Raw genomic sequence first — 23,677 nt, 5'->3', positions numbered from 1 at the left:
CTGAAAATTTTCTGTAATGTACTGGCTGGGGTCGTTTCAGATCCCATGACTCTTGCCGATCACCCAATGCCGACGAAAGAATCGAGCAAGGGCCGTTTCTTCTAAAGACAAGAAGATGGGACGGCCGTGGGGACAGGTTCGAGGGTTGCGGGTTTGTTGCCACTGGTCGAGTAGGGTTTGCATCTCGGTCAGCGTCAGTGGGGTGCCATTGCGAATTGCGCTGCGACAGGCGGTGGCGACTTGTGCCGTTTGCAGATCTCCGCCCAAGCTCAGTTCTAGCAGGGCTGCTGGGCAATCTTCTCGCTGCGCCAAAAGTGCGGGTGCGGTACGAATCGCCCAAAGCTGGTCGCCAAACGGTTCGACGGTGAGGTTTAGACGATCGAACTGTTCTAACTGATGAGTAGACAGGTGATGGAGAATAATGGCGGGTTCTAAAGGGACTAGCTGCCAGCGATCGCAGACCTGTTCGTACAAAACGCGCTCATGGGCAATGTGTTGTTCGACGAGCCACAGACCAGCGGGGTGTTCGGCGAGAATATAGCGATTGTGAACCTGAGCGATCGCGGTCAGTGAGGAGTGAGGGGTGAGGGGTGAGGAGTCAGGCTGGATTTCTCGATCAACGGTGTAGCCGCCTCCGGATTCGGCGGTTTTGAGCAGTTTGCCGACGCGATCGCTGTAGAGCGTTTCGCCAACAGATTCGGGATTGAGCCGAAGAGCTTGATCGATCGCTTCACTAACTTTTGTCTGCCAAAATTCCAAATGATGCAGATAGATTTCGGCTTTGGCGGGGTGACGATTCCAGTCAATTTGTTCGGGGGGCACTTGTAAATGCAGCAGACAAACGGGGTGACGATCGCGGGGCAAGGTGCGTCGAAAGGCGTTGAAAATAGTCTGCTCTAAGTCAGGCATCTGAATCGATCGCCCATTGATCGCCACTCTGACCCAATCTGGACGATGACGATGACAGCGATCGGGCAGTCCAAGGAGGATTTGCAGGTTTGAGCTTTCTTGGCTGACTCCTTCCGGAGGAACTTGGAGGTTGATTTCTCGCAAATCAGTATTCTGAACGCTTCGCAAAATTTGAGGGAGAATTTGCCGAGCAGTTTTACCTGACCAGAGATTGAACCATTCTTGATCGTTTTGCTGAACCTGCCAGGTGACCTGGGGATGGCTCAAAGCGATTTGCTGAATGATGGACTGGATGGCGCGGAGTTGTTGAGCGATCGGAGGCAATCCTTCGCGGCGGGCGGGCCAGTTGCCAAACAAATTGTTGACGGTGACGATTGTACCGGGCGCGATCGCGGCAGTTTCGACCTGGGCGACTTCTCCCTGAGTGTTGTAGAGAATTTTCCAACCCTGAGTTGAGTGGATGGGACGGCTGAGAATTTCTAAGTCTGAAAGCTGCGCCAAACTGTGAAGCGCCTCACCCCGAAAGCCTAAACTGCGAATCTTCCAGAGGTCGTGGCGATCGTGAATCTTGCTAGTCGTATGGGGCAAGGCGGCCTGCTGTAATTCTGGCAAGTCCATGCCTGCGCCGTTGTCTGCGACCTGAATGCGCCCCTGATCGCCCCAAACTGAAATGGTAATGCGAGTGGCAGCGGCATCGATCGCGTTCTCTACCAGTTCTCGCACTACGGCCGCCAGAGAATCAATGACTTCGCCAGCCGCAATGAGATGAATGACTTCGGTTGGTAATGGTTGAATACAAGACCCCATACTTCTAGTTTATCGGGTGATTGCAGGAGGCGACGATCGGGCTGCAAAATCACGCTGCGTAGGGCTAGATCGGTGGGCAACCTCTCAAACGCAAGTTGTTTGACATAAATAATGTGGAGTTCGCTAAATAATCCTGACGGAGAAGAATCAGTCAGTATTATTACGAGTAATAGCGTTTAGATAGTGCTAACGCACTCACTTGTAATTCAGTAAATTTGCGATGTGAGTCAGAATTTTGGCGTTGCTGAATCAGGGGATGAATTGCCCCAAAGCGGCGGGAACCCCAAGGTTTAAAGTCCCTCAATTTTGGGGGATTTAGGAGGCGAAAAGATGGACACTTCCCGCAGACTCATCCCTCCAATCAGCAACGCCAGAATTTTTAGGCTACTGAGTGCCTCTCAAGATTGTCAGGTCATTCTACCCACCGTCAATTTGTCAAATCTTGGAGCTAACATGACCGTCTCAACCAACCCCCGTCTACTTGAACAGTTTCAGTTGCAGAACGGAATCTTTTTCCCTAGAAACTATCAACAACTAAAAGCAACTTCCCAAAAGCAACTGTGGGATAAAGTTGGAAAAACTTATTACGGTTCTCAGAAAATTGAGGATGCAAATGAAGATATTCTCAAGGAAAGTCACTATCAAGAAATCACTGGAAAGATTGGCGGTCTTTGGAATCGATTTGCTAACAATCAACACTTTGAAACTATTCTTGAGATTGGTTGTGGCTATGGGAGAGCCTCGATCAATCTTTCTAAAGAAAAGAATTTGACCTGCGATCGCTACTACGGCATTGACATTTCTGAATCCTTGCTGAGACGCTTGTTGCGCTTTAAGGAAGTCTATGATTTCTATCCGTCAGCCGAGTTTAATATTATTTGCGACTCAGCCGAAACTTTGCCTCTTGAAGACAATTCTGTGGACTTGATTCTCTCAAATGCGGTGTTGATGCATATTGAAAAAGAGAAGGTCAAAAAGCTGATGTTAGAAGTGACTCGCGTTCTCAAACCTGGCGGCGCTTTTATTTTGAATAATTCGTTTCACAATCAAAACTGTCCGGCTCACTGGCTCAGAAACTTATCCAGAACGATCGTGCCTTTTGGCGCAAATTCTATCTACTTAAATCAGCATTCTGCTACCGAAATTGAAAGGCTGCTGCACAGTGCAAATGTGCGGTCGAAATGCCCAGGATTCATTGTCGAACCCAACACCCACTATGCTCTATTGCCCGAAGAGTTGGGTCGATCTTCGGTGCCATTTGCCCATTCAATCAACCGCAGCCTCAAGCCTTCTCATGCACTCAAAGGAACGTTAGCCTACAGCTACAACGCTTACAGCGCAGGGGTTTTGGGTTAAAGTGAATTCTATAAAATCCTTCGCTGCGGTTGTTAATTCAGGAGAGCAAGCTAAATCCCCCACGAGTGAGGGACTTTGAACCAAAAATCTTGTCTGAAAGTTTCCCCCAATTGGCACTTTGGAGGGCAAAAGCCGTAAACACCGTAGCAAAAAACTCTCATCTAATTGACAACTCAGGGTCGAATCGGGATTTCGATCCAAAACTCAGTTCCTTGACCAGGTTGAGAACTGCACTTAAAGACTCCACCGTGCTTCTCGACGACGATTTCATAGCTGATGGAGAGTCCCATTCCGGTGCCTTTGCCGATCGGCTTGGTGGTGAAAAACGGATCAAACACCTGTAGTTTGAGACTTTCAGGAATGCCCAACCCATTGTCACCAATACGAATCAAAATGCGATCTCTTTGAGTAACCCGCAAGGGGTCGCTTCCCAATCGCTCAGTCCGGATGCGAATAATCGGCGGGTCGCTTGACCTGATCCCGGCTTTGCTTTTTTGACTGTCTGCTTCCTCTAAGGCATCGATCGCATTGCTCAAGACGTTCATAAAGACTTGATTTAGCTGTCCGGCATAGCACTCAACTAGAGGCAAATCGCCATACTCGCGAATTAACTCAATCCCCGATGTGTCTGCTTTAGCTTTGAGGCGATGCTGCAAAATGAGCAAGGTGCTTTCCAGTCCTTCATGAATATCAACGGGCTTCATTTCGGCCTGGTCGAGTCGAGAAAAATTTCGTAAAGACAGCACAATTTGGCGAATGCGTTCGGCTCCTACCTTCATCGAAGACAGCGTTTTGGGCAAATCTTTGGATAGAAAATCGAGGTCGATCGCCTCCAATTGCTCAGACACTTCTACAGAAGGGTGGGAACACTGCGCCTGATAGGTTTCGACCAGTTTTAACAAATCGTGGGCGTAGTCGTTGACGTGATTGAGATTGCCATAGATAAAATTCACTGGATTGTTAATTTCGTGGGCGACTCCTGCAACCAGTTGCCCCAGACTAGACATTTTCTCGGTCTGCACTAGTTGGTTTTGCGTCTTTCTCAAGTCGTGCAGCGTTTGCTTGAGTTGCTCAGTTTGATTTTGGGTCTGAGCCAACAAGTCCGACTGCTCTAACGCGACTCCCAACTGGGCCGCCACCTGAGTCGCAAACTGAATCTCGATCGGCTTCCACACTCGCGGTCGATCGCACTGATGAATGCACAACAGCCCCCAAAGTTGATCCCCTCTCAGCAGCGGTGTCGTGAGCAGCGCCTTAACCTGAAACTGATCGAGAATGCCACCAAAACACGCTTTATGACCTGCGGCTTGAATGTCATCCAACGCTTGAACTCGTCCATTGCGATACAGCGTCGCATAACTTTCGCCAAAGCAGTGATCCTGCACTTTAGTGGCTAATGCAGAAGGAAAGTCGGGCAATACATCTTCTGCGATGAATTCACCCTCGTTAAATTGGGAATCAGGGTCAAAGCGGTAAACGCCCACTCGATCGGCAGACAGCGATCGCCGCAGTTCTTGAGTCAGCGTTTTAAAGATAGTGTCGAGATCCAGCGACTGGCGCATTTTGGTCACGACTTCAAAGAGAATTTGCTGCTGCTCGGTGGCTTGTCTGAGTTGGGCGGTGCGCTCTTCGACCTGGACTTCTAGACGAGCATTGAGGGTTTGCAGATGCTGGTGCATTTCGTATTGCTGAATGGCAGTCGCAAACTGCTTACCCAGGGTTTGGAGCATTTCAATCTCGTCCGTTGTCCAGGGTTGGGCTTGACCCTTTTTCGATTCTTTCCAGACTTCAAACGAGAGTTGAGCGGGACGCTGACGACGATCGGGGTCAACCTGCCCAGCCCAGAGAATCTCAGTCTCAATTTCATCGCGAAACACCGTCAGATAGCCCAACAGTAGATGGCGATGCCAGAGTGGAACAATCAAAATGCCCCGAATTGGAGTAGGACGAAAAGCAAACTGCAAATTGCGTAAACCTGGCTCTTTGTAGAGATTTTGAATCTCCCAAACGGACTGCTCATCCGACTTAAAAAATTCCTTCCAGACGCTGTATTGCTCCATGAGCGGGTAACGAGCCTCAGCCGGGATCTGGGGCTGGACTCCGTTGGTATAAAGCCGAACCGAGCAACTCGGCACTCTCGAATCAGAAGAACCAGCAGCGCAAAGCTCTAACGCTTCAGGACGAATCCACAGCCGACCGCCCGATCCGTGTAGGGCTGTCACCGTTTCATCAAGGGCAGCCTGTAGCTCGATCGTCGAGAGCGAATGCAGCAGACAGGTAATACGATTGATCGCCGCCTCTTGGGTGGCTTTGGCGCGGGCTTGGCTGGTGAGGGTAGATTGAGCGATCGCCACCGACAGTTGATCGACCACCAATTGAACGGCCCGCACCTCAATTTCTGGAATTTCTCGTGGCTCAGAATGGTGAGAGACAAACAGCCCCCAAAGTTGATCGTGCACCAACAGCGGCATGACTAGAGAAGAGATGACTCCCATCGCCATCAAATACTCAACATGACAAGGATCGACCGCTCGATATTCCAGGTCTGCAAACGCAATACTGGTGTCTACGTCTTCGAGAGCACTTTGGCCAATCTCCTGAGTGTCTACGTTGACGATCGATCGCGTCCGCGTTTTGGCAAACAATTCTCGTGCGTAGAGAGGAATGTCATCAGCCGGAAAGGTCAACCCCAGCAGCGACGGCAAGCGATCGTTGTGAATCGACTCAGCGACGACTTGACCACTTCCATCGGGTTGAAACTGATAAATTTTGATGCGATCGGTGCCCAAAAACTCACCGACTTCTACCGCCGTTGCTTGCAAAATATCTTTTAGCTCTAGCGATCGTCGAATGCGATCAATGATGCGATGTAATAATTTTTCTTGATCAAGGTTAGCGGATTTGTGATTGGTCGGCTCAAGGCTCATCGCTTATATTTCATCTATTAGGATTGGTCAGCACAGAGATAGAAAGACAGAATTCCTTCTGTTTCTACCAGAAAGTATGGGCAAACCGATCGACAAAATTGCGGAGCACGTGAGTAAAAATTTGAAAGAGACTGACTGTGTGATCTAATAGAACAATTGAACCGTGATCTTCTCAGCGTTACAGATTTTGAGAGACTTTAAGCCTGCAAATTTCTCTCAGGGTTGAGAAGTTAATAACCTGTAATTTTTTGGCTGGCAGTTCAAACCGTGTCGCTAAGAGCAAAGTCTGCCTTCGTCCACTCAATCCCTCACAAATCAAGATTTTTGATGAGTTACTAGCCATCAGACTTTCCTTAAAACGGCCAAAAACCAGAGGCAAAGCTAACCCTGGCCAGTTGGGAGACATTAATTCGAGACATTAGATGGAGTGTTTCACAAAATAGTGTCGCTTTATAGTGTCACTTTGCGGTAAAAGTCCGCTATCGTACCAGCTTGCGCTCTTTGGGCTGATAGTCTGTGCAGTCTTTTGCAGCCGTTGTCATCGCTAGAGATGGATTGACCGCACACTTGACGTAGGGATTGCTATTAAAAAAGCGGCACTTTTTGCAGGGGGATTGTGCCGTCAATTTGCTGGTCTCAACGTCTTTGCGATTGACCTTCCAGGTATTGGAAATCACACAGACCACGGCCGCCCAGACTGCCACAAAGCAAATAGGAATCATCACCATCGCCGCATCTTGATTAGCAACCGATGACGAAACTTCTGGAGGCGGAGAAGTTTGGGCTTGAGTCAGGGTCGATCGATCAGCAATATTTTGTTTTAGAACAGGTAAATAAATCGACTCAGAGGGCGGCATAACAGTTTTTTCTCACTTGATACGATCAACCCAGTCAGAATTCATCTGAAGGAAGTGATGCCCCTCGATGGCTGCGCTGGCGATTAGATGCAGATTAAATTCATTTAACTTAAGTTGTAGCGATGCTTGAACCCGCTTATCTCTGTCAACGGTTTTGGATTTGGTAAGTTCACGTATGCCAATGGAGATAATTTGGGTGAATTGGTTACGAGCGAATGGCTTTGAGAATCGGATGTTAAATTGATTGATTCCCGATAGGATAGTGCAGAGCAAATCACAACAAACTTCAGAGCAATTGCTGAATGGTAATGTTGAAGGCTTGGTTGTCGATCGGTTCACTATAGTCGTCATGGAGAATTCAAGATGATCAAGAACGCTCTAGCAGCTTTCTGCACGGTTGCTCTGTTATTTGCCGTTCAGCCTGCTCAAGCACAAAATCCTGCTCCTGCTCCGCAAGCTGCCCCTGCTGCGTCTCCTCAACCGAGTAAAGACGAAGTGCAGAAGTTTGCGGGAGCCATCAAACAGATTTTGGTGATCAACAAAACTTCTGAGCAGCAGGCTGTGCAAGCGATTCAGGGGGAAGGCTTGACACCGCAACGGTTTGACGAGATTTACAAAACGCAGGCAAATCCTAAAGCAACTCCCGCCAGCCAAATTCAGCCGAAGGAGCGGCAAAGTTACGATCGCGCAGTTGCTAAGTTAGTGACGATTCAAAAAGATAGTCAATCTAAGATGGAAAAAGCGGTACAGGATCAGGGTTTGAATGTGCAGCGCTTTAACCAGATCTTTGAGGCGATTCAAAAGAATCCTCAGCTAAAGCAAGAAGTTCAGCAGTTGATTCGCAAGTAGAAGTTTGCTTTTAGCGGTTGGCAAGGGGTCGATCGCTAGAAGTTAATTAAGTGGTGAATTTGATGGCGTTCTTTTGCCTCGTTGCGTGGAGCTTTTGCCCCCCAAGCTGCCATTGGGAGATTTTAAGAGGTTAGAGCAGGCGTAGCTGAGTTTGAGTGAGTTGGGTCGGGGCGGGATCTTCGAGATCGATCGCCAGATCGCTATCTCCTAACCAGTCAGTTTGATCGAGAAGGTTTTGGGCGGCCGTGAGAATGGGTTCTTGCAGGTCGCGCAGATCTTCTCGGTTGTCTAGGTAGGCGCGCAGGGCGTTCAAGGGGTCGATCGTCGTCCCAATTCCCAATTCGGGGAGGCGCGATCGTGACAGTTGGCTAATTAATTCGGGCTGAAGGGTGTAGCTGTGGGCGATGCTCAGGGTTTGGTGAAGTTGGGTGTCGTCCATGCGATCGCTCTGTTCGGGACGAAGCTGGTAAATCACTCGCACAACAGCATTTTGAACGGATTCTGACTCAATGGCTTCGAGTAGGGCGGATTGCGGATCGTCTTCTTCGGACAAATCAAGCTGAATGGTGCAAAATTTGCGAACGGGCAGGGGACAGAACTCGATCGCCGCATTCCCTTTTTGCAGGTCAATTAGCACATAGCCTTTGTCTTCTTTTTCTTCACTAAAATCAACTCGTTCAATGCTACCGGGATAAACGATCGGTGGATCTTGACAGAGAACTTGATGTCGATGAACATGACCTAACGCCACATAATCGAAACAGTCGCGCGTCAAAAACGACAATGGAATCGTGAATCCTTTTCCGACTGCCAAAAACCGCTCTGCGCCGTAGTTTGCGGCATCTGCCATCAGGTGAGCTAAGAGAACGGTGGGAACGGTAGGATCGAGTTTGCGAATTTCACCTTCTAGGGCAACGCGGAGGCGATCGAGCAGCAAATGTCCCACTTCTGACATTGACAATCCTTCGGTCTCTGGTCGCGTTAGTAAAGTAGACCGATTGAGCCACGGCAATGTGATCACTTGAACCAGTCCGTTTTGAGTTTGAATGCAGTGCGTTTCGAGGCGATCGCCTACCACGATATTGGGAACGCCTAACGTTCTGTAAATGCACAAACTTGCGCCGCCTGCTCCTTGAGAATGCTGATCGTGATTGCCGACAAGCAAAACGGTAGGAATTTGAGCCTCGACCAGGCGATGAAACTGGCGGGCAAACGCTTGCTGAATATAGGGTGGAGGCGTGGCATCAGGAAAGGCATCTCCGCCAAACAGCACGAGATCGACGGGTTCTGAGAGGGCGCGATCGATACACCGTCCCAATGTGGCAACAAAATCTTCTAATCGCGTATTCAGCCCCGTTTCTGGATTGATTTTTCCATGCGAAAACCCGCTGCCTAAATGAATATCAGAAAGGTGAAGAATCTTAATCACAAATTGGCTGCCTCTTGCTTATCTTTCTGGCTCTTCGAGTTGGGTGGGTCTTCTGATTAAGTAACAAAAGTAATTTTTGTACTAGCAGCCTGTCTGAGATTAAGAGTTTTTTAGAAGGCGGATTTGCTATGGGGCGCTTTAACGGCAACATGGTGCACCATTAGCTGCTACGAAGTCTTTTACGCTATCGCTAAAGCGGGTCACGAGAGCAATTTGGTTTCCCGACAGGCTGCTAGGAAGCGCTCTTAGTTAGATGAATAGATTAAACAGCTTAAAGTTTTGGAGGACATCACCGAGGCTTTCTTGCCCCTGTTTTGGTCATCACTGTAGCTGTGTGTCTCTTCCTCTAACTGATTGCACATTCCTAGTCCATTCAACGTTATCACATCTAGTCAGGCTATACATAGTGTTTATGTTGTGTCGATTCTATGTGTGGAATCTTCAACATGTACGCTCGTTTGTAAAGTCAATTTTTGTTAGCAAGCGTGTGACTGCGTATACCTCACTCTTGCGTAGCGAATTGTTTTTCTACTCCGAGAGTGGCTGAGCCAATAGTGAGGAGTTACGTATTTCGAGCGGGCTAAGGTAGGTCGAGACAGTTTTTAGAAACGAATCCAAGACTACTTTCAAGTCATGTAACTTCTGAAACGGCTTGTTCCAAGTTGATTCATCAACTCAATCCTGCCAACCCTTCCATGAGACTAATAATAGAATCTTCCAATGGAAAAAATACTGAAGTTTTTTGCCTCGACCTGGTGTAGAAGGATATAATCCCGGAAAGTTGTTGAGCAAAGATTCCTATTTGGGGAATTAGCACTCTCAGCAACTCTCAGTAATCTTTCTCGTATACAAACTCTACTGGCTTGTACACAAGCCTTGTTGGCTTCTGTTTGGTATCTAGGCAAAAGCATTCGTAACTCTTTAATTCACAATCCGAAACACAAAGCAATGGAAATCTCAAAGGAGTCTCAGACCGAAAATATCCCAGTCTACTTGGAGAACGGCTCTCTCATCAGAGTTGAGGCAACTGTAATCGGCTCCAGCATTCAAGTTGAAGTGGGAGAAGAGATTGAGTCAGATGTGGGGGTAAGAACTCAATCTCTTAAAGAAGTTACCGATGCCATCGAGGGGATTGCTGGCTCAGTTGTTGAAAGCCTCAACAAGTTTAAGCCCAGTAAGTCCAGCATTGAGTTTGGTGTTGAGTTTGGCTATGAGTCGGGAAATCTAACAGCTTTAATTGTCAAAGGCACAGGCAAAGCAAATCTCAAGATCACGATGGAATGGGTTAAGGAATAAATTCAGATAAGAGGTGTATAAGTGAGTGATCAACCGATCAACAAGCTGTTTCGAGACTGCACCGTTCGGATAGGAACCTCTAAACTTACTAAAGGAACTGGCTTCTTCGTTGCTCCAGGACAGATCTTGACCTGTAACCATGTGATAGCGGGCATAAAAGATAATGAAATCAAGGTGTTCTGGAAGGGTAAAGAACCGACGATTACAAATATTGAGCGAACCGAATCAGGAAACCCGGATCTCGCGCTTTTAAGAGTTGAGCTTGTCGATCATCCATGTGTTTATTTGGATCGAGAAGCTCAACCAAATGATGAATTCTATGGCTACGGCTATCCCTTGAATCGTGAAGGAGGCTTTTCAGTCACTCCTATTTGTGTTGGGCCCAGCGATGAAGACCGTCTGCTTACAATTAAAGATGAATATATTCAGCCTGGATTGAGTGGAGCACCGCTCCTGAATAAACGGACATCTAATGTATGTGGGTTAATCAAAAGCGAGCGCAACTTACAGACTAAAGAGGACGCACGAAGACCATTCGGCGGTCAGGCAATTCCGACACAAGTAATTTTTGATCGTTGGGATGAACTCGAAGGTGATCATAAGGGATTTCATGATCAAGACCCTCGTTGGCAATTGCTGATTCCCCAGGCAATAGGAGAAATAATTTTTGGTAAACAACGGCTTACTTTTCTATTGCAGGAAGGAGTCAGAGTTGATCCTTTACCCTTCGATAGGGATGTTCCTCAACCGATCGCCCTTCAGCCTCCGCTAAATAAGCCTCCCATATGCTCTGATCTACTGGGTCGTAAGACAGAACTTGAAGATGCCGCGTTGGCAATACAACATAAAAAAGTAGCAGGTTTTTACGGCAAGCCCGGAGTGGGAAAATCCATGCTGCTTGCCAATTTTGCCCATCATGAAATTGCATCTAATTTTCTCGATGGTGTAGTGCATATGCCAGCAAAGCAGTTTTGTACTTGGACAGACTTGCTTGAAGCGATTTTTTACCGTTTCAATGAGGATATTCCTGGTGTCAAATTCAATCTTAATAAAATCAAAAGTACATTACTGCTCAAGAAAGTGTTGGTTCTGCTAGATGATGTTGGGTTACCGCCGGATCAAATTGCTGATTTGCGTACAGCGATGCCGAGTTCAGCGTTCGTCTTCACATGGGAAGAAGGAGATCGCTTCAAAGAAGGTGAACGAGTATTTGAACTGAAAGGTTTTTCTAAAGAAGAAGTATTTGATTTAGTTGCCCAAGAGCAAGCAATTGGACGACCATTAACTGAAGAAGAACGTAAGGCTTTTATAGGCGAAAAACGGTGGAGCGAATTTCTAACGAGTGAAGAAGACCGTCAAGCAGCTAAAAGCCTTCTAGCTAAATACGAAGGGCATCCCTGGGAAATTCGTCAAGCAGTCAAGTGTGCAATAAATGAAAATAAACCATTGGAAGATATTGCTGAGGAAATCAAGGAAGACCCGTCTACAGCATCAATCACTTGGCGAAGGATTCAATCTCTACCAAAACCCTCCCGCCTAATTCTAAATCTACTATCTGTTTTAGGCGCAGCAGGAGTAGTACTTTTAATTGCTATCTCTCGTTCTAATGCTGCTGAAATTCCCAATATTGAACAGCATTTGAATTCATTAATTCGGCAGGATCTCATTCAAGTTTCTGATTCTCAGTACAGGCTAACCTCTAATATGGGCGAAATCTTAAGTCAAGAGTCAGATCTAAACGAGTTGAGAGAGAAAGCTCTGAGCTACTTCAAAGAAACAGTTGGGCAGAAACAGGCACAACCTGATTTGGTTTTTCAAGATGCTGCTGCCATCTCAAATGTTTTGGAATGGGCTTTTGAGTCTGGTCGATATGCAGATGTGATTAAACTGGGTAAAGGGTTTGAGGGCGCGCTTGCATTTAACGGGCTTTGGGGTATGTGGGAGCGAATTTTGCAATGGGAGCTTCAAGCCTCACAAGCACTCAACGATGGACGGTCTATATCTTGGGCATTACATCAGCTTGGTACACGCGCCTTGTGCTTAGGAGATAACACTACTGCCCGTTCCTACTTAACGCAAGCACTAACCCTGCGAGAGTCATTGGGAGATGTTGATGGTGCAAATGTTACTCGCCATAATCTCAGACTGTTGGCACCGATCCCGGTTCCCATAATCTCCCATCTCATACCTCCAATTACTGTTGGCACCGTAGCTGCTCTACTATTGCTCAGCTTTTGGTTGATTCCTGATCCTTGCCTTCGTGATTCAATTCTTGGGCGAGTGCCTTTGTTGAACTGGCTTAATTCTCACCTTTTTCCTGAAAGTTGTCCTTCACGCGAATCACTGAAAATTCCTCTCAAACCTCTCAAACCTAAGCCCCTTGACGCAACGCCTTGTGTAATACAGGGAACAGAAGTATTTACGGCGTTGCATAATAGAGGGATGAATGAGGGTGTTGTACTATGCAGTGTCGATACTGTGGGTCTACTGAGGTTCGCCAGAACGGGAAACGACGAGGCAAGCAAAATCATATCTGTCGCGCCTGCGGTCGCCAATTTATTGAAGGCTATGACCCACCCAAAGGCTACAGCGAGGAAACCAAGCAGGACTGCTTGATGCGTTACGTCAACGGCATGGGATTTCGCGCGATTGAGCGCTGTACTGGCGTGCATCACACAACGGTGATTTATTGGGTCAAGCAACTCGGACAGCAACTGCCGGATGCCCCACAGGAGTCGGAGATTCCAGAGGTGGGAGAACTCGACGAACTAGAAACCTTTGTCGGGTCAAAAAAAACAAAATTTGGATCTGGACAGCCGTGAACCATTTCCGGGCGGGCATTCTCGCTTGGGTGGTGGGAGATCACAGCGCAGAGACGTTCAAACCCTTGTGGCAGATTGTCTGTTGCTGGCATTGCTACTTCTATGTCACCGATGGCTGGAAGGTTTATCCCGGTTTTATTGAGGAAGGCGACCACCTTGTGAGCAAGACGTATATGACGAGAGTCGAAGGCGAGAATACCCGATTACGTCACTACTTAGCTCGATTGCATCGCAAGACCTTGTGTTACTCCAAGTCGGTCGAAATGCTAAAGCATTCGCTGCGATTGCTCCTCCATTACCTAAAGTATTGGTCAATACCCGTACTCACTTGATTCATCCCTTTGTTCAGCAACGCCGTATTTACTATTAGACAGATCAGAAATGCTTCTGAAGATGTTTTTACCGGGGAAATTTCCTATCTTTTGAGGGGGAAGCCGCAAAGAACAACCGTAACAGGAACTCGAACGAAAAGTGGTTGGTTTTTACTGAAATCAGATGACCCCAAATCCGAAGAGTGCTTCATCACGCTTGATGGAGAGCAAATAGATGGGCTTCCTCCCTCTAAAAAGCAAGGAGTGATTGTTGGAGGTGTCAGTGCTGATGAAGTCTTAATTGATGAAAAGACAAAGAAGATCAAGACTGACAAATCTCAAGGAGCATCAGGAGCATTTCGTATGCTTGAAACTTCACCCAACACCTGGTCGCTTGAGATTCCTGAAGGAAAAAAGTTTAGGCTAAGACCATCCCCCAAGCCTAGCCTTCCATTAGCTGGTAACCGCTCATCCACAACTCTCTCAGAATCTACAAGCTCTTCAGAATCCCAGAGTCAATCGCCTTCCAAAGTTGACTCTAGCTCAAAACCAAGTCAAGCCAGCGAACCGATAAACCGAATAACAGAAGTGCCACTAATTTCATCCAGTTCTACTCAAGAGGAACTTCGGTATGCTCTATATATTGCGGTAGACAAGAAGAACTGGAGCAGTGCCATTGAAATTGTAGACAGAATGCTTAAAAACGCCCCACCCAGAGAAGCAAAGGAACTTCAGGAATACAGAACACAGTTAAAGAAGCGATCGTCTGAATCTTCTGCTAATCCGTAGATGGTTTCAGACAATTCACAGCAAATGAGAGAGCCTTCACAAAGTTACATATTTATGATGTAAGAACTGCGTGACCGTCATGTGTTTCATTCTTGCTTAACGGATTCTGTCCTCTAGAACAAAAGAACTGGCTGCTGTCAATATAAGCGAAGCAATCAGCCAAGATCTCCGCAGCTACGACAAAATTGTTCTACACAAATGCTCTGTGTATACAAAAGCTCGATTGATTCAGCCTTTCTTACTCACAATGCCGCTACGAACTATTGTACTAAACAGATTGTTAGGTAAAAACTTTCGCAGTAAAAGCAATATTCCAGCGTTACCGCCTGCGGGATAGCGAAGTTTTTTAGAATTGTCAGTTGCAGCTTGATAGATGATTTCGGCAACTTTTTGGGGTGGCGATCCGGTTTCTCCCGCTTTTTTGAGACTGGGAATTACTTTGGCGGCGAAAGCATCGTAGGCGGTCAGTCCTGGCTTTTGGGCAAGGTCGAGCGATCGCCCATAAAAATCAGTTTTAATTGGCCCTGGCTCAATCAGTTTGACTCGAATATTAAAGGGTTCCAATTCATATTGCAGCGAGTCAGAAACCCCTTCGATTTCCGGTAGAGGCTCCGGTGATCAAGACAGTCTTTGTCATGGCGTTGTAAATTGAGGGATGAAGGATGAGGGATGAGGGATGAAACAATGAAGTTAATTCTTTACAGCAAGCCGGGATGTCATTTGTGTGAAGGATTACAGGAGAAGTTAGAGCAGATTCAAACCCTGGAAATCGACCTGGAAATCCGCGACATCACCACCCGCGACGACTGGTTTCAAGCTTACCAGTACGAAATCCCCGTTCTCTTTTTGGTGGACGATCGAGCAAATCCTTCATCCCTCATCCCTCATCCCTCATCCCTTATCCCTCCTCCCTCATCCCTGCTTCCCCGCCTTTCTCCTCGCGCTACCGTTCACCAATTAGAACAGATGCTACAGAAATATGGGGGCCTCGATCGCTAATAATAGGCGCAAGCGTTTTGGCAAAGGAGTGAACGATGCAGCTTAGAAAATTATTGGCGAAACTGCCTGGATTAGGGGAATTGCCCGACCACCCGGCACTAGACGCGGATGTAAAAGGCTTGACGACCAATTCTCTTGCATGTCAGGCAGGCGATCTGTTTATTGGGATGCCCGGAACGCGAGTCGATGGTGGCGATTTTTGGCAAAGTGCGATCGCATCCGGCGCGGTGGCAGCGATCGTCTCTTCTCAAGCGGCGAGTAAGGCGATGGGCGATCCGGTATTTTTGACTGAACGGCCGCCTTTGGTGATTCCGGCGATCGACATGATGCAGGTGTGCGCTCAACTCGCGGCCGCTTTTTACGAATTCCCAGCCCAAAAGCTCAAGTTGGTCGGCGTGACCGGGACGAATGGCAAAACCACGACCACCCATTTGATCGAATTTCTTTTAACCGAGGCGCAAAAACCGACCGCTCTGTTTGGCACACTCTACACCCGCTGGAAAGGCTTTCAGCAGACGGCGGCTCATACCACTCCGTTTCCTGTCGATTTACAGCGTCAGTTTGCAGACGCGATCGCCGCAGGCTGTCAGGTGGGCGTGATGGAGGTGAGTTCTCATGCGCTGGCTCAGGGTCGCGTGTTGGGCTGTCCGTTTGAGGTGGCGGTGTTTACCAATTTGACGCAGGATCACCTCGATTATCACAAAGACATGGAGGATTATTTTTCGGCAAAGGCGCTCTTGTTTAGCCAGTCTTATCTCAACAGTCGAGCGATCGTTAATTTGGATGACACTTATGGACAACGCCTGATCGAGCAGCTAAAAGAAAACGCTACAGCCGTCTGGAGCTACAGCACACAGCAAAAAGCCGATTTGTGGACGAGCGATTTAGTTTACGGTTCAGACAATGTGAGCGGACTTCTCCATACGCCCAAAGGTGACATTGAATTTCGATCGCCCCTCGTGGGTCAGTTCAATTTGGCAAATTTGTTGGCGGCGATCGGCGCAGGTCTGCATCTCGGACTCGATTTACAACAAATGGCCCACACGCTGCCCAACTTTACAGGTGTACCGGGGCGCATGGAGCAAGTGCAGGTGAAACCTGATCAGGACATCAGCGTGATTGTCGATTATGCTCACACGCCTGACAGCTTAGAAAACATGCTGAAAGCGGCGCGGCCGTTTATTCCGGGTCAGATGATTTGTGTGTTTGGCTGTGGCGGCGATCGCGATCGTACCAAGCGTCCCAAAATGGGCAATATTGCTGCAACGCTGGCGGATCAGGCGATCGTGACTTCTGACAATCCTCGGACTGAAGATCCCGATCGCATTCTCCGAGATGTTGTGGCGGGTATTCCTGAATCTGTCAAGGCTCTGGTGGTGAGCGATCGAGCGACCGCAATCCGCACCGCTATTCTGCAAGCCAAACCAGGAGACGGCGTGTTAATTGCAGGCAAAGGCCACGAAGATTATCAGATTTTGGGAACGGAGAAAATTCACTTTGACGATCGTGAACAAGCAAGAGCAGCCCTAATCGAACGAGGCAAGCAATCCTAATGGTGCATTATTCGTGGTAAGCAGATACGACAGAATTGTTTATCTAAGATTCATCAATCTATGTAACCTTCATTCGATTTAGTGTTGTAGAAGCTTCCAAGATCTGTAGCACTCAAAGATCAATTTGGTACAAGGGATTCAGCAGTCTAAAGGTGTGGGTTAGAGTACCGCTTAAGATGATTGCTAGTTTGAGATGGATAATTTGTCGATCGCGTTAATCCAAACATAGTCTGGGCTTAACATCCTGGTAGTAGACTACACAGCAATTCAGTTAATCCAATCCAGGCACGTTGATGAATAACCATTTTTGGGAAAATCTGAATCCTTCCTCAATCATTCAGAGAATCTCTCGGTATATCAGGGTGATTCTATCTAGCATTGTTCGACCTTCAAATTTTCGCTTATTTAGACGACTTTTGGCATTTGCGATCGTCACCTTTTTGATTGCAATTGGTATTCATACAACGGTTGCTCAAAGTGCTACTAGACAATCGCCCGTTGTGTTGATTTCTCTAGATGGCGCAACGCCTAGATTTGTTGAAGAGTATCTACAAAAAGGCATTCTCAAACCGAACCAGGGCCTGGGATTATTAAAAAGTCGGGGAGTCGTTGCCGAGCGTAACATCACCTGTAATCCCTCACTGACGGCGGCTTGCCACGTCTCGATCGGAGCCGGGGCCACGACGGCCAAAACCAATGTAGTCGCTAACAGTTTTCACCTGGTTGCCAGTCCGTTTCGGCAAAATATTAGCGGGTTTGCAGCCCCGATCGGCGGCTACTCGATCGACGCTAACGGCGTGAGTCAAAGCGCCACACCCACCGCAGAACCCATCTGGATCAGACTGCGACAAAACGGTAAAAAAGTCGTCGCTGCCACCTTTCCGGGTGCCGATGGTGCTGATATTCGTCTGACCACTGCGCCGACCAGTCCGCTACTGCAATCTGCTAAAGAACGCACCGTCGATTACACCGTGCCATTTGGAGCCTTTGCAGGACTGTCTGCGAGAGGGTTTAGCCTGACTCGTTCTGACTTTCAGCCTGCCTCAGAGCCGACGATTGCTCAACTCACCGCCGTCAACAAAGTCTCCTACAGTCCCGTTTTGCAAACTTCGCTAGAGCAGGTCACCGTCGGAGGAGCCAGTTTTGATCTGCAAGCGGCGGCACTTGACACCAGCAACGATCGCCAGACTAACTACGACACGATTGTTTTCTTTGATGCAAAATTGGGGATTCAAGTGGGTGGCAGCTTGCCCGCTACAGGGTCGGCATTTGTGCAGGCAAAACTCAAAAAATCGAGTCCGTTTTACTTTGAAGGCAGTTCTAATAAAGCGGGAACGGCTTTTTATGTCAGCAGACTTACGCCTGATTTGTCCACGGTGCGGTTCGTTCGCTATTCGGCTAATGCCATTCCTCGCAACGCTGCTGTGTTGGCGGATGTAGACGATATCAATAACAATGTTGGATTTTGGGCACCCCAACCTGATTTTCGGATTCCTCAGCGATCGGCAGTCGGTCTGAATGCCTTTCCTGACAGAGAACTCGAAGACATTTACGAAGACCTGGTGCAAACCTTTACCGACTATCAAACCCGTGTCGCCCTGAGAGCGATCGCCAAGAACCCTGATGCCGATCTGGTGCTGCTGTACTTTGAACAACCCGACGGCTCAGAACACCAATTTTTGACGATCGACCCGCGACAGGCAACCGATCCCACTGATCCCAACTCGATCAACGGGGGACAAGATGCTGCCAAGGTTGCCCGCTATGCGACCTATGTTCAGAGGGCTTATCGAGTCGCCGATCGAGCGCTTCAGCAAGTGATTCGAGCTGTCGGGACTCGTGGGGGCATTCCGCGCCGTAACATCATTGTCGTGTCGGATCACGGGTTTTCGCCCTTTCACACCTCGGTCAATCTCACGCCTTACCTGGCAAGTAAAGGATTTGATCCGAGTAAAGTGCGGGCAATCACGTCGGGCCCAGCGACCAACATTTACATCAATCTACAGGGACGCGAACCCGATGGCACCGTCAGCCGTGAAGAATATGTCACCCTTCAACAGCAGCTTGTGCAAGCGCTTCAAGAATTGGTAGACACGAATCCCAACTACGCCAAAAACCAACCCATTTTTGACAAGATTTACCCACGTCCGTTGCCCCAAGATGGTAGCGATCGCCCCTTTGGTCTGGGCACCAACGAATTCATTGCTCAAGACAGCGGCGATGTGTTTGCGACAATGGCTGAAGGCTACAACTTTGACGGAACACAAACCCCTTCGATTCCACGACTGGGGGATAATTCCTCGGTGACTGGCTTCCTTTCGGTGCCCAGCTTTTATGGCGCACATGGCTACAATCCAGAGAAGCTCAACATGAGTGCGGTGTTTTTTGCGGCGGGGCCAGATATCGATCAGGGCAGTCTGAAGCAAGTTCGCAATATTGACGTAGTGCCGACGATCGATCGTCTGCTCGGAATCGAATCAGCACCCACTGTTCAGGGACAAGCTTTGAAGCTCAAATCCTGAGTTCTCTGAATTTTGAGATTTCTGAATACTGATTGCTGACTATCAAAGGCTGTGGTTGAGACACTCCACTTAACTCTTGAAGATCGAGTTTTGCGGATTTCCACTACAGCCTATTTTTTAGCGTGAATTCGATAAGAGGTTTTCCGCTTCGTTGTTCACGGCTTCTGCCCCCCAACCCCCCAATTTGGGGGACTTTAAGAGAGGAATTCTGGTTCAAAGTCCCTCACTCGTGGGGGATTTAGGGGGCGTTCCTGGATCTAAAAGCGAAGCGAAGCGTTCATCGAACTGACGTTTTTTAGCGTCAATTTGACTTGGTTATTTCTTGCCTTTTCGCCGTCAAGATTACTAAATCCTCTGGGGGGTGATTAGCATGGGGAAAACGATCAACGGTGATCGTTCAGCATCCAATGCTTGTTGCCCCATGAGTCTCCATTTGTTACCTGATTTTTTGAGTCCTACCTGAATTCGATTTGTCAGCATTACGCCCAATGGTGGCAGGTCTACACACTGACGGATGTGGTGGGATGCGATCGTCAAAAAACAGCCCCATGAATTTGATGAAGTTATTTGACTTCGTTGTTTGCATTTTCTGCTCCCCAAATTGCCAATTCTGGAAGACTTTAGATCAGTGCTGAGAATCTTGCTTGGCGGCTGACCGATGGTACGATCAAACACGCCCCACGATCGCATAGACGGCATGGCTAGAGAAAGGCGAACAATCCGATATGACGATGATGTGTGGGAGCTATTGGAAAATCACGCAAAGGCAACAGGCAGACCCGTCAACACGATCGTCAATGATGCCCTACGCGCATATTTAATGGAGTCTGAGAATAGTCTGGAGGCACGAGTTGCAGCTTTGGAGGCGCGGGTGGCAGCGATCGAGTCACGCGGCTAGGTTCTGCCTTCTACCAAAGATTTTAGGTCAGTTAGCAGGTCTACTAACATTCGGACTTGTTCATCGATTTCGTCTGGCTTCTCTGGGTCGAGGCGAACGACGGTTTCAACGACAATTGACAGATCGATGATTACTTTCGGTTTCATGTTTGTCTAAATAGTGTCTAAAGCGTGTCATCAGCATAGCGAATTCCTTTTCTATGAGCAAGCCCTTGAGCGAAATTTGAGTTTGGCGGTTAATTGAACGTAGGTTCGATAGAATTTTCCGCTTCGGTAGTGAGCGCTTCTGCCCCCCAACCCCCCAATCTGGGGGACTTCCGGATGGGCTTTCTCGTTCAAAGTCCCTCACTGGTGGGGGATTTAGGGGGCTGCCCGGATTTGTAACCGCAGCGAAATTTTTCGTTAAATTCACGTTAATTGGGCGACAGTTGTGATTAAGCAAACAACGATCGTGATTTTGACGACTCTGTGTGAATACTGATAGAGAAGCCCCCTACGAGAAGATTTGATATGTCAGCGACTCCTGCCAGCCTTCAAGCGTTTGTTAGTTTTTGCCAGGGTTTGAAGGGGGATGAGAAAGGCGAGTCTCAGACGTTTTTGGATCGTTTTTTTAGGGCGTTTGGGCATGAGGGGGCGATCGAGGCAGGCGCGGAGTTTGAGGATCGGCTCAAGAAGTCCAGTGCTAAAGGAAAGACGGGATTTGCGGATCTGGTGTGGCGATCGCGCCAATATGTTCCGGGCGTTCTCATTGAGATGAAGAAGCGGGGCGAAGATCTGAGCAAGCACTATGCCCAGGTTGAGCGCTATTGGATGCGGATTACGCCCAATAGGCCTCGGTATGCGATGTTGTGCAATTTTGATGAGTTTTGGATTTTTGACTTTGAAAATCAGGTCGATGAGCCTGTAGACAAGATTTCTCTAGAGCAATTGCCGGAGCGATCGAGCGCGTTGACTTTTATGGAGATCGGCGGGATGCGGCCGGTGTTTCATAACAATCAGGTGGAGGTGACGGATCGATCGGCGCGACGGCTAGGAGAGCTTTATCAATTGCTGTATGAGCGGGGTAAGCACAATGGGTTTGACAGCTTTAGTGAGGAGCAGTTGCAGCGGTTTATTTTGCAGTGTGTGTTGGCGATGTTTGCAGAAGATCGGGGGCTGTTGCCGCGTGATATTTTTGTGTTGCTGATTCAAGAGTGTATGTCGGGGGGCAGCACGTATGACTTGATTGGGGGGCTATTTAGCGAGATGAATCGGCGGGGCAAAACGCCTGCGGGCCGCTATCAAGGGGTGGATTATTTTAACGGGGGGCTGTTTGCGATCGTTGACCCGATCGAGCTAACGCATGAGGAGTTGAAGTTTTTGGATGTCTGTGCGCGAGATAACTGGACTTATGTACGTCCGTCGATTTTTGGCAACATTTTTGAGGGGGCGATCGATCAGTCAAAGCGTCATGCACATGGGATTCACTTTACGAGTGAGGTGGATATTCGGCAGATTGTCAGGCCGACGATTAGTGATTTTTGGGAAGAGCGGATTAATGGGGCGGGGTCGATCGCTGAGTTGAATGCGCTTCAGCTAGAGTTGCAGGCTTATCGGGTGCTTGATCCGGCGTGTGGGTCGGGCAATTTTTTGTATGTGGCGTATCAAGAATTAAAGCGGCTGGAGAAGCTGTTGATTGACAAGATTGCAGAACGGAAGCGATCGGACACGGGGCAAATGGCGATCGGCTATGTGACTCCCAATCAGTTTTTTGGGATGGATACGAATCCGTTTGCGGTGCAGTTGGCGCGGGTGACGATGATGATCGGGCGGAAGATTGCCATTGATAAACTGGGTTTGTTTGAGCCTGCCTTACCGTTGGATACGTTGGATCAAAATATTGTCTGCAAAGATGCTCTGTTTAGCGAGTGGGAAAAAGCAGATGCGATCATCGGTAATCCGCCGTTTTTGGGTGGAAAACATATGAGACTTAATTTAAGTGATGAATATGTTAATCAAGTGTTTCAGCGCTTTCCAGATGTAAAAGACTCGGTAGATTTTTGTTCTTATTGGTTTCGTTTAGCTCATGATCATCTTGACGAAAATGGTAGAGCCGGATTGGTTGGCACAAACTCAATTAGTCAAGGTAAAAGTAGAAAAGCTAGTTTAGAATACATTACTCAAAACAATGGCTATATTCATGAAGCAATCTCTACACAGCCCTGGTCAGGCGAAGCAGCCGTTCATGTCAGTTTGGTGAATTGGATTAAGAAAAGTATTAAAATTTATCCTACTTTAAGCGTACCTGATCCTGCTTGCGGCAGCGGTGGCATTTTTGCTCAGGTCGCGGCTTACTATGACATAAAGGTATATCTTGATAGCCAATCTGTTCTGTTCATTAACTCCTCACTCAAAGCAGAAATTGATGTCTCTCACGCCACACGCCTTAAGGTCAACCTTAATCGATGCTTTCAGGGTGTAATCCCTCTGGGAGCAGGTTTCATCGTAACAGAACAGCAGTCCAAAGACTGGATTAAAGCTGACATTAAAAATCAAAAAGTTTTAAAGCTATTCTCAATGGGGGCAAATCTAGCTAAAAATCTTCATGGCAAACCGGAGCGTTGGGTTATTGATTTTAATGAGATGAGCCTTGAAGATGCTATTGAATACACATTGCCATTTCAACATATTAGAACTCATGTCAAACCGGAGCGAGATACTAATAGACGAGACACTAGAAGGCTCAATTGGTGGAAATTTGGTGAAAACGCTCCGAAGATGAGGAAAGCGATCGCTCCTCTATCTCAATATTTTGCTGTTCCAGAAGTTTCTAAATGGGCTATTTTTATTCCTTGTCCTTGCGATTGGCTACCAGGAAATAAAACAAAAGCGGTTGTTTCTGATGATTTTTATGTTTTTGGTGTTCTGACTTCTAATGTTCATCGCACTTGGATGGATGCACAAAAATCAACTTTGGAAGATAGAATTGCTTACACTCACAACACCTGTTTTGAAACGTTTCCATTTCCGCAATCGCCCAGCGCAAAGCTAATTGATCAAATTCGTAATGCAGCGATCGCTCTTCATGAATACCGCACCCAACAGATGGAGAAAAAACAATGGGGCATCACTCAGCTATACAACCAATTTTTTCACGAACCCAGCAGCCAACTCGCCAAACATCACACCCAACTTGACGCTCTCGTTCTCAAAGCATACGGCTTCAGCAAAACCGACGACATCTTGACCAAACTACTCGACCTCAACCAACAACTCGCCCACAAAGAAACCCAGGGCGAACCCATCATCGGCCCGTGGGCACCCACCGACAGCCAGCCTTAATGTGAATTCGACAAAATTTTGCTGTGGCTACAA

At 47.8% G+C, this 23,677-nt stretch carries 16 protein-coding genes and 1 pseudogene; 11 read left to right on the top strand and 6 right to left on the bottom strand.

What is annotated here, in order from left to right; translation table 11 throughout:
* Positions 1-36: 36 nt before the first annotated feature.
* Positions 37-1,716 (bottom strand): DNA mismatch repair endonuclease MutL, encoded by a 1,680-nt coding sequence (mutL, locus tag ACKFKH_RS06245; protein WP_446857387.1) that lies wholly within the window; start codon positions 1,714-1,716, stop codon positions 37-39.
* 330 nt (positions 1,717-2,046) lie between these two features.
* Here mutL and ACKFKH_RS06240 point away from each other — a divergent pair, with 330 nt between their 5' ends.
* Complete coding sequence (locus ACKFKH_RS06240) at positions 2,047-3,072, top strand: class I SAM-dependent methyltransferase (protein ID WP_446857386.1); 1,026 nt, start codon at positions 2,047-2,049, stop codon at positions 3,070-3,072.
* Positions 3,073-3,245: 173 nt separating this feature from the next.
* Here ACKFKH_RS06240 and ACKFKH_RS06235 read toward each other — a convergent pair whose 3' ends face one another.
* Together ACKFKH_RS06235 and ACKFKH_RS06230 are read right to left on the bottom strand one after the other, a co-directional pair.
* A complete protein-coding gene (locus ACKFKH_RS06235) occupies positions 3,246-5,999 on the bottom strand; it encodes a GAF domain-containing protein (protein WP_446857385.1) in 2,754 nt (917 codons plus the stop codon).
* 479 nt (positions 6,000-6,478) lie between these two features.
* Complete coding sequence (locus ACKFKH_RS06230; RefSeq protein WP_446857384.1) at positions 6,479-6,856, bottom strand: hypothetical protein; 378 nt, start codon at positions 6,854-6,856, stop codon at positions 6,479-6,481.
* Positions 6,857-7,219: 363 nt separating this feature from the next.
* Between ACKFKH_RS06230 and ACKFKH_RS06225 the strand changes: the two genes are divergently transcribed.
* Complete coding sequence (locus ACKFKH_RS06225) at positions 7,220-7,705, top strand: DUF4168 domain-containing protein (protein ID WP_446857383.1); 486 nt, start codon at positions 7,220-7,222, stop codon at positions 7,703-7,705.
* Positions 7,706-7,835: 130 nt separating this feature from the next.
* Here the strand turns inward: ACKFKH_RS06225 and sbcD are convergent, their stop codons facing one another.
* Positions 7,836-9,134, bottom strand: coding sequence for an exonuclease subunit SbcD (gene sbcD, locus ACKFKH_RS06220; protein WP_446857382.1), 1,299 nt, complete (start codon positions 9,132-9,134; stop codon positions 7,836-7,838).
* 948 nt (positions 9,135-10,082) lie between these two features.
* Here sbcD and ACKFKH_RS06215 point away from each other — a divergent pair.
* The 4 genes and pseudogenes from ACKFKH_RS06215 to ACKFKH_RS06200 all read left to right on the top strand — a co-directional run bounded on the left by ACKFKH_RS06215 (position 10,083) and on the right by ACKFKH_RS06200 (position 14,352).
* Positions 10,083-10,430: a CU044_2847 family protein gene (locus ACKFKH_RS06215; protein WP_446857381.1), complete on the top strand. Its 348-nt coding sequence runs from the start codon at positions 10,083-10,085 to the stop codon at positions 10,428-10,430.
* Between the two features lie 21 nt (positions 10,431-10,451).
* Positions 10,452-11,522: pseudogene (locus tag ACKFKH_RS06210) on the top strand (trypsin-like peptidase domain-containing protein); the annotation flags it as partial.
* Between the two features lie 1,370 nt (positions 11,523-12,892).
* Positions 12,893-13,584, top strand: a protein-coding gene (locus tag ACKFKH_RS06205) for an IS1 family transposase (protein ID WP_446857380.1) whose coding sequence is annotated in 2 segments (ribosomal slippage) — positions 12,893-13,217 and positions 13,217-13,584 — 693 coding nt in all. Because the reading frame shifts where the segments join, the coding sequence is not laid out codon by codon here.
* A 9-nt stretch (positions 13,585-13,593) separates the two neighbouring features.
* Positions 13,594-14,352 (top strand): hypothetical protein, encoded by a 759-nt coding sequence (locus tag ACKFKH_RS06200; protein WP_446857379.1) that lies wholly within the window; start codon positions 13,594-13,596, stop codon positions 14,350-14,352.
* A 228-nt stretch (positions 14,353-14,580) separates the two neighbouring features.
* Here the strand turns inward: ACKFKH_RS06200 and ACKFKH_RS06195 are convergent, their stop codons facing one another.
* The gene (locus tag ACKFKH_RS06195; RefSeq protein ID WP_446857378.1) at positions 14,581-14,916 is read right to left on the bottom strand and encodes a hypothetical protein; all 336 of its coding nucleotides are present in this window, start codon (positions 14,914-14,916) and stop codon (positions 14,581-14,583) included.
* A 120-nt stretch (positions 14,917-15,036) separates the two neighbouring features.
* On the opposite strand from ACKFKH_RS06195, the gene ACKFKH_RS06190 reads away from it, so the two are divergent.
* The 4 genes from ACKFKH_RS06190 to ACKFKH_RS06175 all read left to right on the top strand — a co-directional run bounded on the left by ACKFKH_RS06190 (position 15,037) and on the right by ACKFKH_RS06175 (position 20,324).
* Positions 15,037-15,351, top strand: a complete 315-nt coding sequence (locus ACKFKH_RS06190) for a glutaredoxin family protein (protein ID WP_446857377.1) — start codon at positions 15,037-15,039, stop codon at positions 15,349-15,351.
* Between the two features lie 35 nt (positions 15,352-15,386).
* Positions 15,387-16,904 (top strand): UDP-N-acetylmuramoyl-L-alanyl-D-glutamate--2,6-diaminopimelate ligase, encoded by a 1,518-nt coding sequence (locus ACKFKH_RS06185; RefSeq protein WP_446857376.1) that lies wholly within the window; start codon positions 15,387-15,389, stop codon positions 16,902-16,904.
* A 293-nt stretch (positions 16,905-17,197) separates the two neighbouring features.
* The gene (locus tag ACKFKH_RS06180) at positions 17,198-19,426 is read left to right on the top strand and encodes an alkaline phosphatase family protein (protein ID WP_446857375.1); all 2,229 of its coding nucleotides are present in this window, start codon (positions 17,198-17,200) and stop codon (positions 19,424-19,426) included.
* A 658-nt stretch (positions 19,427-20,084) separates the two neighbouring features.
* Positions 20,085-20,324 carry a hypothetical protein gene (locus tag ACKFKH_RS06175; protein ID WP_446857374.1) on the top strand — a complete coding sequence of 80 codons (240 nt, stop codon included), beginning with the start codon at positions 20,085-20,087 and terminating at the stop codon, positions 20,322-20,324.
* On the opposite strand, the gene ACKFKH_RS06170 is transcribed toward ACKFKH_RS06175, so the two are convergent.
* On the bottom strand, positions 20,321-20,470 hold the full coding sequence (locus ACKFKH_RS06170) for a hypothetical protein (protein WP_446857373.1): 150 nt from the start codon (positions 20,468-20,470) through the stop codon (positions 20,321-20,323). The two genes, ACKFKH_RS06175 and ACKFKH_RS06170, sit on opposite strands and share 4 nt — an antisense overlap.
* 363 nt (positions 20,471-20,833) lie before the next feature.
* On the opposite strand from ACKFKH_RS06170, the gene ACKFKH_RS06165 reads away from it, so the two are divergent.
* The gene (locus ACKFKH_RS06165; RefSeq protein ID WP_446857372.1) at positions 20,834-23,644 is read left to right on the top strand and encodes a DNA methyltransferase; all 2,811 of its coding nucleotides are present in this window, start codon (positions 20,834-20,836) and stop codon (positions 23,642-23,644) included.
* The last annotated feature ends 33 nt before the right edge of the window (positions 23,645-23,677 follow it).

The sequence above is a fragment of the Phormidesmis sp. 146-20 genome, assembly GCF_052939475.1.
The sequence above is the reverse complement of the archived record's forward strand: the minus strand, read 5'-3'. Positions and strand labels throughout refer to the sequence as shown.